The organism is Caulobacter segnis, assembly GCF_003243465.1.
GTDB lineage: Bacteria > Pseudomonadota > Alphaproteobacteria > Caulobacterales > Caulobacteraceae > Caulobacter > Caulobacter segnis_A.
The window spans coordinates 1-13,277 of record NZ_QFQZ01000041.1; the positions used below are offsets into that span (position 1 = coordinate 1).

General features: G+C 68.4%; 9 protein-coding genes. 4 read left to right on the plus strand and 5 right to left on the minus strand.

Annotated elements, in window-relative coordinates:
- Positions 1-180 precede the first annotated feature (180 nt).
- The 3 genes from DI526_RS13470 to DI526_RS13480 form a co-directional block, all read right to left on the minus strand.
- Entirely contained in the window at positions 181-1,407 is a 1,227-nt protein-coding gene (locus DI526_RS13470; protein ID WP_304278765.1) for an argininosuccinate synthase, read from the minus strand.
- 83 nt (positions 1,408-1,490) lie between these two features.
- Positions 1,491-1,856 (minus strand): DUF1648 domain-containing protein, encoded by a 366-nt coding sequence (locus DI526_RS13475; RefSeq protein ID WP_304278768.1) that lies wholly within the window; start codon positions 1,854-1,856, stop codon positions 1,491-1,493.
- Positions 1,857-1,859: 3 nt separating this feature from the next.
- Entirely contained in the window at positions 1,860-3,845 is a 1,986-nt protein-coding gene (locus DI526_RS13480; RefSeq protein ID WP_304278771.1) for a potassium transporter Kup, read from the minus strand.
- Between the two features lie 182 nt (positions 3,846-4,027).
- Between DI526_RS13480 and DI526_RS13485 the strand changes: the two genes are divergently transcribed.
- Positions 4,028-4,471 (plus strand): Rrf2 family transcriptional regulator, encoded by a 444-nt coding sequence (locus DI526_RS13485; RefSeq protein WP_304278774.1) that lies wholly within the window; start codon positions 4,028-4,030, stop codon positions 4,469-4,471.
- A gap of 6 nt (positions 4,472-4,477) precedes the next feature.
- Here DI526_RS13485 and DI526_RS13490 read toward each other — a convergent pair whose 3' ends face one another.
- Positions 4,478-5,674, minus strand: a complete 1,197-nt coding sequence (locus tag DI526_RS13490; protein ID WP_304278777.1) for an MFS transporter — start codon at positions 5,672-5,674, stop codon at positions 4,478-4,480.
- Between the two features lie 257 nt (positions 5,675-5,931).
- On the opposite strand from DI526_RS13490, the gene DI526_RS13495 reads away from it, so the two are divergent.
- Positions 5,932-6,546 carry a flavodoxin family protein gene (locus DI526_RS13495; protein ID WP_304278781.1) on the plus strand — a complete coding sequence of 205 codons (615 nt, stop codon included), beginning with the start codon at positions 5,932-5,934 and terminating at the stop codon, positions 6,544-6,546.
- Between the two features lie 86 nt (positions 6,547-6,632).
- Here DI526_RS13495 and DI526_RS13500 read toward each other — a convergent pair whose 3' ends face one another.
- Positions 6,633-8,915 (minus strand): NADP-dependent malic enzyme, encoded by a 2,283-nt coding sequence (locus DI526_RS13500; protein ID WP_304278783.1) that lies wholly within the window; start codon positions 8,913-8,915, stop codon positions 6,633-6,635.
- A 250-nt stretch (positions 8,916-9,165) separates the two neighbouring features.
- Between DI526_RS13500 and dapB the strand changes: the two genes are divergently transcribed.
- Both dapB and DI526_RS13510 read left to right on the plus strand, forming a co-directional pair.
- Positions 9,166-9,954, plus strand: a complete 789-nt coding sequence (gene dapB / locus DI526_RS13505) for a 4-hydroxy-tetrahydrodipicolinate reductase (RefSeq protein ID WP_304278786.1) — start codon at positions 9,166-9,168, stop codon at positions 9,952-9,954.
- A gap of 51 nt (positions 9,955-10,005) precedes the next feature.
- On the plus strand, positions 10,006-13,242 hold the full coding sequence (locus DI526_RS13510; RefSeq protein WP_304278788.1) for a YdbH domain-containing protein: 3,237 nt from the start codon (positions 10,006-10,008) through the stop codon (positions 13,240-13,242).
- Positions 13,243-13,277 lie beyond the last annotated feature (35 nt).

The following is a 13,277-nucleotide window of genomic DNA, read 5'->3' on the forward strand; positions in this document are numbered from 1 at the left end:
TCCGACCTCCCTTCGAGATCGGAAAATGTGTCACGGATGTCTCCGAACACCTGTCACGGATGTCCCCGGTCTGAACACCGCCGGGAGAGGGGTTCCACTCGCGCAGCCCGTCTCGCACAAAGAAAAGGCGCCGCGAGGTTTCCCCCGCGACGCCCTCGTTCCTATCGCTCTAACCCCGCCCTAGCCGCGCTTGTCGCGCTTGGCCAGGACCCGCAGGCGCAGGGCGTTCAGCTTGATGAAGCCGCCGGCGTCGCGGTGGTCGTAGGCGACCTTGCCCTCCTCGAAGGTGACCAGGTCCTGGTCGTACAGCGAGTAGGGGCTGGTGCGGCCGATGACCGTGACATTGCCCTTGTAGAGCTTCACGCGGACCTGGCCCGAGACCTTGGTCTGGCTGTAGTCGATGGCGGCCTGCAGCATCTCGCGCTCGGGCGAGAACCAGAAGCCGTTGTAGACGAGCGAAGCGTACTTCGGCATCAGCTCGTCCTTAAGGTGCATCGCGCCGCGGTCCAGCGTGATGCTCTCGATGCCGCGGTGGGCGGCCAGCAGGATCGTGCCGCCGGGGGTCTCGTAGACGCCGCGCGACTTCATGCCGACGAAACGGTTCTCGACCAGGTCCAGGCGGCCGATGCCGTTGTCGCGGCCCAGCGCGTTCAGCTTGGTCAGCAGGGTGGCCGGGCTCATCGCCACGCCGTCGATGGCGACCGGGTCGCCCTTCTCGAAGTCGATGGTGATGATGGTCGGCTTGTCCGGCGCGTCTTCCGGCGCGATCGTGCGCATGTGGACGAACTCGGGGGCCTCGACCGCCGGATCCTCCAGGACCTTACCTTCCGACGAGGAGTGCAGCAGATTGGCGTCGACGCTGAACGGCGCCTCGCCGCGCTTGTCCTTGGTGATCTGGATCTGGTGCTTCTCGGCGAAGTCCAGCAGGGCCTCGCGGGACTTGAAGTCCCACTCGCGCCAGGGGGCGATCACGGTGATGTCGGGCTCTAGGCCGTAGTAGCCGAGCTCGAAGCGGACCTGGTCGTTGCCCTTGCCGGTCGCGCCGTGGCTGACGGCGTCGGCGCCGGTCTTGCGGGCGATCTCGATCTGCTTCTTGGCGATCAGCGGACGGGCGATCGAGGTGCCCAGCAGGTACTGGCCCTCATAGACCGTGTTGGCGCGGAACATCGGGAAGACGTAGTCGCGCACGAATTCCTCGCGGACGTCCTCGATGAAGATGTTCTCGGGCTTCACGCCGGCGGCCAGGGCCTTGGCGCGGGCCGGCTCGATCTCCTCGCCCTGGCCGAGGTCGGCCGTGAAGGTCACGACTTCCGCGCCGTACTCGGTCTGCAGCCACTTCAGGATGATCGAGGTGTCGAGGCCGCCCGAATAGGCGAGCACGACCTTCTTCACGGACTTGTCGGCCATGAGGGGTCCCTTCCGGAGAGAAACACAAAGTCGCGCGCCTTCAACGGGATCGGGACGCGCGGGTCAAGCGCAAATGAGCGCCGCTAGAGTTGGCCCTCGTCCTGCAGCGTCTTGATGACGAACCGCAGGTGGAACAGATGGGCGAGCGCCAGAAGGGCGGCGGTCGTGGCGCGGATCAGGAAGATCATCATCGCCTGCGTCGGATCGGTCGTAAACGTGGCCTGGGTCAGGGTGAACGACAGCAGGATCGCGGTCGCGATCACCGGAATGAACAGCAGGCCCAGCGCCTTGGGCGCGCGCCAGGTCGGCTTGCCGTTCAGGCCCCACTGCATCGGCACCGTCTTCACGCTCTGGGGGATGCGCTTCCACGCGCCCTGGGCGGTGGCGGCGATGATGGCCAGGGCGGCGATCGATAGGCCGTCGCCCAGAACGCGGAGCGTCGTCTCCACCGCCTACACCGTCACCTGGGCGCCCAGCTCGACCACGCGGCCGGGCGGGATCTTGAAGAAGTCCGTCGGATTGGCGGCGTTCTTCATCAGGTAGATGAACAGGCGGTCCTGCCACAGCGGCATGCCGCTGTTGGCCGACGGCACGATCGAGCGACGGCCCAGGAAGAAGCTGGTGGCCATGATGTCGAACTTCAGGCCCTGCTTGCGGCACACGGCCAAGGCCTTGGGGATGTTCGGGCTTTCCATGAAGCCGTAGTTGACGATGACCTTCTTGAAGTCGTCGTTGACCTTCTCGATCTTGACCCGGTCCTCCTCATTGACGCGCGGCGTCTCGGTGGTGCGGACCGTCAGGATGACGTTGCGCTCGTGCAGAACCTTGTTGTGCTTGAGGTTGTGCATCAGGGCGACCGGGGTCATGTCCGGGTCGGAGGTCAGGAAGATCGCGGTGCCGGGCGCGCGGTGCGGCGCGCGGGCGCGCAGGATTTCCATCAGGTCGACCAGGGGCACGCTGTCGCGACGGGTCTTGGCCGACAGGATGTTGGCCCCGCGGGTCCAGGTCCACATGATCAGGACGAGGACGCCGCCGAACACCAGCGGCAACCAGGCGCCGTCGGGGATCTTCAGCATGTTCGAGGCGATGAAGACGCCGTCCAGGGCGGCCAGCGGCACCAGCAGCAGGGCGGTCTGCCAAAGGGTCCATTTCCACAGCCGGCGGATCACGACATAGGCCAGCAGGGTGTCGACGAACATCGCGCCGGTCACGGCGATGCCGTAGGCGCTGGCCAGCTTGTGCGAGCTCTGGAACGCGAACAGCAGCACCAGCACCCCGATCAGCAGGAACTGATTGACGGCCGGCACGAAGATCTGGCCGGCCTGGGTCTCGGAGGTGCGCTTGATCTCGATCCGCGGCAGCAGGCCCAGCTGCACGGCCTGCTGGGTCATCGAGAAGGCGCCGGTGATCACGGCCTGGCTGGCGATCACGGTGGCGATCGTGGCCATCAGCAGCACCGGCCAGTAGGCGAAGCCGGGCACCATCTCCCAGAACGGGTTGTGGCGGGCGGCGGGATGATCCAGCACCAGGGCGCCCTGGCCCAGATAGTTCAGCGCCAGGCACGGGAAGACGAGGCACAGCCACGCGGCCTGGATCGGCCGCTTTCCGAAGTGGCCCATGTCCGCATAGAGCGCCTCGGCCCCAGTCACCACCAGGAACACGCTGCCCAGGATGACGAAGCCCAGGAAGCCGTTCTCCAGCAGGAAGCGGATGCCGTACCAGGGATTGAAGGCGCGGAAGATCGACAGGTCGTCGGCCAGGTGGAACGCGCCCAGCGCGCCGAGGATCAGGAACCACACGGCGGTGATCGGCCCGAACAGCGAGGCCATCCGATGGGTGCCCTTGGCCTGGACCAGGAACAGCGCAATCAGGATCCCGGCCGAGATCGGCAGGATGTAGGGCGACAGGGCCCGGCCGACGTGCGGCGCGTCCTTCAGGCCTTCCACGGCCGAAAGCACCGAGATGGCCGGGGTGATGATGCCGTCGCCATAGAACAGCGCCGCGCCGATCACGCCCAGGAAGAACACCGCCACCGAGCGCTTGCGACCCGCGCCGCCCAGAGCCTTCTGGGCCAGGGCCATCAGGGCCAGGGTCCCGCCCTCGCCCTTGTTGTCGGCGCGCATGAAGAAGATGACGTACTTGATCGTCACGAACAGGGTCAGGGTCCACAGGACCAGCGACACCACGCCCAGCACCGCGTGCTCGGTCGCGGTGGTGCTGCGCGAGTGCGCCAGCGCCTCGCGAAGGGCGTACAGGGGGCTCGTGCCGATGTCGCCGAAGACGACGCCGATGGAGCCCAGGGCCATGGCGAAGAAGCCATGACCCTTCAGGTCATGACCGTGCCCCGACCCGTTTGGCGGGCCGCCATCCTGGGAAGGAATGTCGGTGGACGCGGGGGCGCATTCGGGAGCGGACGCGCTGGAGGCTTCGGAAGCCATTCAATCCCTCCGGGCCGCCCTCGCAAAACGCTGTCGGCCGACCCATATCGATCAAGCGCGGCGCGATACACCCAATTCACGGCCGGTTCAATCGTCCCCTAACGTCGCATCGATCCGCGACGCCAGGATCAAGCACTTTTCAGTTGAACGCGCCCACGACAACCTTACGTTCCCGAGTAGAGATGTCCGACAGTCAAAAATTCCCCGTGGCGGCCCACGCCCTGGCCTATCTGGCGCATAAGGATGCGTTTTCCGCCGACCGCGCCGTGGCCAGCGCGGAGCTGGCCGCGTCGGTCCCGACCAATCCGGTCGTGGTCCGCCGGGTCACCGCCATGCTGGGCAAGGCGGGGCTGATCGGCGCGCGCGCCGGCGCCAACGGCGGCGCCTGGCTACTCAAGCCCGCAGAAACCATCACGCTCGACGTCGTGCTGAAGGCCGTCAACGGCTGCGCCCATCTCGGCGTAGCGCCCAAGGGCGTCAAGGGCTGCCCGGTCGGAGAGAAGATTCCCGACGCCGTCCGTTCGGCCATCCAGGCCGCCGATATGGCCGCGGCCGAGCGGCTGGGCCAAATCAGCGTCGCGGACCTGCTGAACGGTGCGCACGCCGCCGTCCACGAAGGTCGCTAGCGCTTTCTATTCGGCCGGGACCAAGGCGAGCCGGCGGCTCTGTCGTCGGGCGTCCAGCGCCGCCGCCACCCAGATCGCAAAGCCGCCGAGCGCCAGGGCGACCCCGACCCAACCGGTCGAAGCCCAGCCATAGCCCGCCGCGATCGCCAGGCCGCCGAGCCACGGGCCCAGGGCGTTGGCGGTGTTGAAGGCCGAGTGGTTCAGCGCGGCCGCCAAGGTCTGGGCGTCACCGGCCACGTCCATCAGTCGCGTCTGCAGCGCCGAGCCCAGGCCGCCGCCGCAGCCGATCAGGAACACCACGGGCAGCAGGGTTCTGAGGTCTCCGACCGCCAGCGGGTAGAGGGCCAGGGCGCCGGCGCTCCACAGCAGGATCCCGCCGATGGCGGGCATCAGGGCGCGGTCCGCGGCCCAGGCGCAGGCGAGCGTGCCGACGGTCATGCCGGCGCCGAACACCGCCAGCACCACCGGCAGGGCGGCGGGCGGGGCGTGGGTGACGGCCAGCAGGGTGTCCGCCAGATAGGTGTAGACGCAGAACAGTCCGCCAAATCCGATCGCGCCGATCGCCAGGGTCAGCCAGACCCGGCCCTTGGCCAGGGCCGACAGCTCCCGCATGGGGCTGGCGTGAGCGTCGGCGGGAACGCGCGGAGCTTGCAGCCAGACCGAAAGGGCGGTCAACGCGGCCAGGATGGCGACGATCACGAAGCCCCAGCGCCAGCCGATCCATTGGCCGACGATATTGGCCATCGGCACACCGAGGATCGTGGCGATGGTCAGGCCGATCATCACCATGGCGACCGACCGCGCCCGCTTGTCCGGCGGCGAGACGCTGGCCGCGACAAGGGCCGCGACGCCGAAATAGGCCCCGTGCGGCAGGCCCGAGAAGAAGCGGAACGCCAGCATCCAGCCGAAGGTGGGCGCCAGGGCCGAGAGCAGGTTGCCCAGGGCGAACACCGCCATCAGCACGGTGAGGATCACCCGGCGGGGCAGGCGAGCGGCGGCTACCGCGATGATCGGCGCGCCGACCACGACGCCCAGGGCGTAGGCGCTGATGGCGTGGCCCGCCGTGGGTGCGTCGACGCCAAGGTCCTTGGCGAAGTAGGGCAGCAGGCTCATCGAGGCGAATTCGGTCGTGCCGATCGCAAAGCCACCAAGCGCCAGGGCGGCCAGAACAAGGCCAGGATGCGTCGTCTTGGACGGGGTCATGCGCAGCTCACACACAAAGAAGGCGGGGTGATCGCGAAGGGACGCGCGCCACGATCGGGCGTGCTTGGTCAAATCGCTGGGGTGTCCTCTCAGATAAGGTGATGACAACGTTGTCGCAAGGCGATGTGGCCATTCAGCGCCCCTGAGGGCGTCCCCCAGAAAAATTGCACCAACTTTTGTTGCTGATCCCCCTAGCGGTCGCGCTAGCGTCTATTACGTAATCGCTACCGTTTCGGTTTCTAATTGAGAGATCACCCATGACTACCGTCGCCATCGCCTATCACTCGGGCTACGGCCACACCGAAGTCCTCGCCCAGAAGGTCGCCGAGGGCGTCCGTGACGCCGGCCAGACCCCGGTCCTGCTGAAAATCGAGAGCGCGTCGCAGGATTTCGGCCCGTTCATTGAGGAAATCACCAAGGCCGACGCCGTGATCTTCGGCGCGCCGACCTACATGGGCGACGTCTCGGGCGTGTTCAAAGTGTTCGCCGACGCCACCTCGGCGGCGTTCTTCACCGGCGCCTGGAAGGACAAGCTGGCCGCCGGCTTCACCAACTCTCACAGCTTCTCGGGCGACAAGGCTCACGCCCTGGCGAGCCTGACGATCCTGGCCGCCCAGCACGGCATGAACTGGGTCAATCTCGGCATCGCCCCGCCGAACGTGACCGCCGCCGAGCGCGGTCCGGACACGCTGAACCGCGTCGGCTCGTTCATCGGCGTCGCCGCGCAGTCGGACAACGTCTCGCCCGAGCTCTCGCCGCCGGCCGGCGACCGTGAGACCGCCCGCCTGCTGGGCGAGCGCGTGGCCCTGGCCGCCGTCCGCTGGACCGCTGGCGCCGCGGCCGTGGAAGCGGTCACGACCAAGGCCGCCTAGAGCCTCGCGGCCGCGGCCACTCCCCCTCCGTCGCGGCCCAGAAAGGCGCGCGCCCCAGCCGGGCGCGCGCCTTTCCGACTTTCAGATTACTCCTCGTCCCCGACCGGCTGGTCGTAGGCGGCCATCATCGCCATGTTCAGGATCTTGGACACTGAGGCCGACAGCGGCGCGATCTGCACCGACTTCGACAGGCCCAAGAGCACCGGCCCGATCACCGTGGCGCCGCCCAGCGACTGCACCAGCTTGGTCGAGATCGAGGCGGCGTGGATGGCCGGCATGATAAGGATGTTGGCGCTGTCGGTCAGGCGCATGAACGGATAGTTGGCGCGCTTTTCGGGATCGAGCGCCAGTTCCGGCGGCATCTCGCCCTCGTACTCGAAGTCGACGTCCATCTCATCGAGCATGGCCACGGCCTCGCGCACCTTCTCCGAGCGCAGGCCCATCGGATTGCCGAAGGTCGAATAGCTCATGAAGGCCACGCGCGGCTTGAAGCCCAGGCGGCGCACGGCCCGGGCCGCCTCGCAGGCGATCTCGACCAGCTCCTCGGCCTCGGGCAGCTCGGTGACGTTGGTGTCGGCCACGAAGATCGTCCGGCCCTTGGCCAGCACGACCGACATGCCCATGATCCGGCCGCCGGGCGCGGGATCGACGACACGAAGCACTTCCTCCAGCGCCTGGTCGAAGCTGCGGGTGACGCCGGTGACCATCCCGTCGGCCTCGCCCAGGGTGACCATCGAGGCGGCGAAGCTGTTGCGGTCCTGGTTGATCAGGCGCTGGACGTCGCGCTTCAGATAGCCCTGGCGCTGCAGTCGGGCGTAGAGGGCGTCGACATAGTCGGGATTGCGGTCGGAGAGGCGGGCGTTGACGATCTCGAGGCCGGCGGTCTCGGGATCCAGGCCCACCAGCTTCATGTTCTCGTGCACCAGGTTCTCGCGACCGCACAGGATCGCGCGGCCATAGCCGCCGGTCTGGAAGGCGTAGGCGGCGCGGATGACGCTGGGGTCCTCGCCCTCGGCGAACACGATGCGCTTGGGATTGGCCAGCACCGAGCCCGAGATCTTTTGCAGGAAGCCGGCGGTGGGATCCAGGCGCTGGGCCAGGCTGGCGCGGTAGGCGTCCATGTCGGCGATCGGCTTGCGGGCTACGCCGGTGTCCATCGCCGCCTGGGCGACGAACGGCGGCACATACCAGATCAGTCGCGGGTCGAAGGCCGAGGGAATGATGTAATCCGGTCCGAACTTCAGCTGGCGGCCGTGATAGGCGGCGGCGACCTCGTCCGGCACGTCCTCGCGCGCCAGCATGGCCAGGGCCTGGGCGCAGGCGATCTTCATCTCGTGGTTCACGCGACGGGCTCGCACGTCCAAGGCGCCACGGAAGATGTAAGGGAAGCCCAGGACGTTGTTGACCTGGTTGGGATAGTCCGACCGGCCCGTGCCCATGATCGCGTCCTTGCGGACCCGCTTGACCTCTTCCGGCGTGATCTCCGGATCGGGATTGGCCATGGCGAAGATGACCGGGTTCGGAGCCATCGAGGCGATCATCTCGGGCGTGAAGGCGCCCTTGGCCGACAGGCCCAGCAGCACGTCCGCGCCTTCGACGGCCTCGGCCAGGGTGCGCTTGTCGGTCTTGACCGCATGGGCGCTCTTCCACTGGTTCATGCCCTCGGTGCGGCCCTGGTAAAGCACACCCTTGGAGTCGACGGCGATGCAGTTCTCGGACCGCACGCCCATGGCCTTGATCAGCTCCAGCGAGGCGATGCCGGCCGCGCCGGGGCCGTTCAGCACGACCTTCACGTCCTCGATCTTCTTGCCGGTGATGTGGCAGGCGTTGATCAGGCCGGCGGCGCAGATGATCGCCGTGCCGTGCTGGTCGTCGTGGAACACCGGGATGTCGAGCAGCTCCTGCAGCTCGGTCTCGATGCGGAAGCACTCGGGGCTCTTGATGTCTTCCAGATTGATGCCGCCGAAGGTCACGCCGATGTTCTTGACCACCGTGATGATCTCGTCGGGGTCCTTGGAGGTCACCTCGATGTCGATCGAGTCGACGTCGCCGAAGCGCTTGAAGAGGACGCTCTTGCCTTCCATCACCGGCTTGGAGGCCAGGGCGCCCAGGTCGCCCAGGCCCAGGATCGCCGTGCCGTTCGAGATCACGGCGACCATGTTGCCCTTGGAGGTGTACTCGTAGGCCATGTCCGGATCGGCGGCGATGGCGTGGACCGGGACGGCGACGCCGGGCGAATAGGCCAGCGACAGATCGCGCTGGGTCGCCATGGGCTTGGTCGGGGTCACCGCCAGCTTCCCGGGCTGGGGGTGACGGTGGAAGGCCAAGGCCTCCGCGTCTGTGAAGGTCTTGCGTTCCGCGTCGCTCATCCGGCGTTTCCCATTCCTGCTGCGCAAGTCGATGAAGGGACGCGCCGATCGATGCGAACGCGTCCTTATGCGCCGCCAGCGTAGCGACCGGGAACCGGCGTCACAACCGGTCAAGACAGCGAAAAGTCCAGCAAACGCTTGTTGGAATTGGCCTTGCGTCAATCTGGATGACCTTGCGTCATGTGGCGCGAGGTTGACCTGCGGGGGGCCGATGGGCGATCAGCAGGGCGTAGTTGCGAGAGGAAAGCCTTTGTCCCAGCCCGTGAAGATCGCCGTCGCTGGTGCCCTCGGCCGCATGGGCCAGGCCGTGATCCAGACGCTGGACGGGCGCCACGACGTGGTGTTGGCCGCGCGCTTCGATCGTCCCGAAGTGGAGGGCGAGCTGCTGGTCAGCGCCGATGCGGCCTTGGCCGCCGCCGACGCGGTGATCGATTTCACCCTGCCCGAGGCCTCCGCCCTGCTGGCGGAAGCCGCCGCCGCCCGGGCGGTCCACCACGCCCACGCACCGGCCCTGGTCATCGGCTCGACCGGATTCTCGCCCGAGCAGCTGGCCCGGATCGAGGCGGCCGCCGAGAAGGTGGTGATCGTGCGGTCGGGGAACTACTCGCTGGGCGTCAACATGCTGATGGGTCTGGTGCGTCAGGCCGCCGCCGCGTTGCCGGCGTCCGACTGGGATATCGAGGTCTTCGAGGCCCACCACAAGCGCAAGATCGACGCGCCGTCGGGCACGGCCCTAATGCTGGGCGAGGCCGCCGCCGAAGGGCGGGGCGTGAATTTGGCCAAGGTCGCCGATCGCGGCCGCGACGGCGTCACCGGTCCCCGCAAGGAAGGCGCGATCGGCTTTTCGGTGGTGCGCGGCGGCGGCATCATCGGCGAGCACAGCGTGATCTTCGCCGGCGAGTCCGAGACCCTGACCCTGTCCCACTCGGCCATCGATCGCGGTCTGTTCGCCCGCGGCGCCGTGGCCGCCGCGGCCTGGACAAGGGGCAAGTCACCGGGGCTCTATGACATGCAAGACGTGCTCGGCTTTACAAGATAGGGATCCAAAGCTGAGCCGGGGGGCTTCTTAGGAACCAGACTTCGGGATCTGATGGCCGAACCCTCCACCGCCGCGACCGAGAAAACGCTGCCCCGCCAGGCTTGGGGCCGCGCGAGGCTGGTCGATCTCGGCCTCGAGGCCGTGTCGCTGTCGATGCTGGCCTTCATCGCCACGGGGCTCGTCGTCTGGTCCGGGCGCCGGGAAATCAGTCGGGAGCTGGCCATCGGCTGGCTGCGCGACCACGGCGTCGAGGCGGCCGTCGAGATCGACGACCTCGACGCCACGGGCTTCTCGGGTCGCGTGCGCCTGGGATCGCGCGACAGCCCGGTCTTCTCAGCGGATAGGCTGGAGGTCGCCTATGACCTTTCCACGCCCTGGACCGGCGAGGGGTTTGGCATCCAGACCAAGGCGGTGCGGCTGGTCCGCCCCCGGATCCTGGCCAGCGTCGACAAGAAAGGCCAAGTGCGATTCGGCGCCCTGCAGCCGCTGATCGACGAGGCGCTGAAGTCGCCGAGGAAGCCGAACGTTCCGGGCCCGGCTATCCTGGTCGAGGACGCGCGGCTGGATCTCGTCACACCCGGAGGTCGCGTTCGCGTTACGGGCGACGCCAGCCTCGACGATGGCCAGCTGCTCCGGCTGGATGGACGCCTCGCGCCGCTGCGCTACGCCGTGACTGACCTGGCCGTGAGGGCCAAGGGCGCGACGGTTTCCGCGCGCAAGCGCGGCGACCGCCTGACGGTCGAGGTTTCGCTGGCGATCGACAGCCTGGAGGCCAAGGACGCGGACCTGGCTGACGCCTCGGCCAAGCTGTCGGCGGACCTGCCGTATCCCGACCTGGCGGCGATGAAGGCGAGCGGCCCCGTCGAGGCCCGGCTGGCGCTGGCCGCTGGCAGTGGCCGTGCACGCGACGCCCAGGGCCGCGATCTCGCCGCCGACTGGAGCGTGGCCGGCCGCTTCGATGGCGGCCTGAACGCGTTCTCGTTCCTCGGACAATCGCGCGGCGCGGTTCGGGGCGACCGCCTGACCGCCCCCTCGCTGGAGGCGCGGACGGCGAGCCTGTCGCTCGATGCGCCGCGCTTGACGATCGACCACCGGCAGGCGCGCACCACCTTGCGCGGCGCAGTCCGCTCATCCCTGACCGCGGACCAGGCCCTGGCTGGAGGTCTTGCGCTGCGCGGCCTCAAGGCGTCCGTGGCGTCGGCGAACCTTGGTGTGGGCCTGGAGAGCCAAGCGGTCGCGGTCAAGGGTCCCGTGACGATCGACGCAACCGCCCAGCGCCTGGCGAATGGCGGCCTGGCGCTCGCCGACGCGCGGCTGCAAGCGCGCGGCGAGCTCGATAAGGGGCCGAGCGGCCTCACGCTCGGCCTGAGCGGCTCGGCCGGCGGCCGCAGCGGGATCTCAGGACCGGACGCCGAGCGGCTGGCGGCCCTCATTCCCAATCCGGCCTACGGCAAGCCCCTGTCCGGCGCCCTACGGACCTTCGTCGTGGCCGCGCCCCGCATAGGGCTGGACATCAAGGGTGGCCGCACGCGCGCGACGCTGGACCAAGGCGCGAAGCTGTCGGCGCCAAACGGCGTCGTGATCGCAGTGCAGGCGCCCGAGGGGCTGCTGCTTGATGCGGGATCGGAGGGTGTCCGTGGCGCTCTGCAGGTGTCGCTGGCGGGCGGCGGCCTGCCGACCGTCAAGGCCTTGGCGCCGCAATGGCGGATGGCCGGCGGCGTTCTGACCTCGCCTCTGTCGCTGGCGATCGAGAATTTCGATTTGCCGCCCATCCAGGGCGTCACCGGCCAGGTAGACGGCCAGGCGCGGCTGGCGGGCGGCCGCTTCACCCTAACAGCGTCCAAGTGCTCGCCGCTGACCGCCAAGGCCTATGCGCTGGGCGATAACCCGGTCACCGACATCAAGGCCAAGCTCTGTCCGACCAAAGGCCCGCTGGTGCTCGCGGGCGCCGGCGGCTGGAGCGCGGCGCTGAAGTTCGAGGACGGCGAGGGCGCCTTGGCCGTGGCCCAGGCCAAACTCCACGGCATCAAGGGCGAGGCCAGCTTCGGTGGGGCCGGCGGCTTCGATCGCGCCAGCGTGCGGGTCGATCAGGCCGCTGTGACGGACGCCGCGCCGGAGCGCCGCTTCAATCCCATCCTCGCCAAGGGCCAGTTGGCCCTGACCGGCGGCGTCTGGGGCGGGACCTTCCAGGCCGCGACGCCGACGGGCGCGTCGCTGGGCGAAATCCGTCTGCGCCACGTGGTGGCGACCGGTAAGGGACAGGCCGACATCGACGCCTCCAAGCTGCTCTTCGCCAAGGACGGCCTGCAGCCGGGCGACCTGTCGCCGTTGGCCGGCTTCGCCCGCGAGGCTAAAGGGCCGGCCAGCTTCACCGGCGTTTTCGCTTGGGACGCCAAGGGCGCGGCCAGCCGGGGCCGCCTGGTCGCCGACCGCATCGACTTCACCAGTCCAATCGGCTTCGTCGCAACGCTGGATGGCGCGATCGACTTCGACAGCCTCGCGCCGCTGACCACGCGTCCTGGCCAGACGCTGCGGATCGTGCGGATCGATTCCCTGGTCCCGCTGACAGCCGTCGAGTCGGTATTCCGGTTGAGCGCCGACGCCCTGCAACTCTCCAAGGCGACCTTCGAGGCGGCCAAGGGCCGGGTCTCGATCGAGCCGACCGACGTGCCGCTCGGCGTCGACAAGACGATCAGCGGCGTGATCGTGGTGGAGCATCTGGATCTTGGCGAACTCGTCGCCGCCTCGTCCCTGGCCGAGAAGGTCAAGGTCCAGGCGGTGGTCGATGGCCGCCTGCCGTTCACCTTCGGGCCCGAGGGCCTGCGCTTCCAGCAGGGCAAGATCAGCGCCATCCAGCCGGGCCGGCTGGAGATTTCGCGCGCGGCCCTGTCCAACGTCGCCGCCAGCCCCGCCGACGCGCCCGGCGCACCGCCCGCCCCGCCGGCCCAGGTGAACGCCATCCAGGACTTCGCCTACCAGGCCATGGAGAACCTGGCCTTCGACCAGTTGGAAGCGGTCGTGAACAGCACCGACAAGGGACGGCTGGGAATCCTGTTCCACATCAAGGGCCAGCACGATCCCAAGGTCCCGGAGAAGGCGCGGGTGGGCATCCTCGACCTGATCCGCGGCCGGGCCTTCGACAAGCGCATCGCCCTGCCGGCCAAGACTCCGGTCGACCTCACCCTCGACACGTCGCTGAACTTCGACGAGCTTCTGGCGGCCTGGCGCCGCTCGTTCGCAGACGAGCCCGCGACGACTCCGCCCCGTTCAGGTCCGGTTCAACCGTGACCGCCCATCCTGCGTATGAACTGGAGACAAGACGC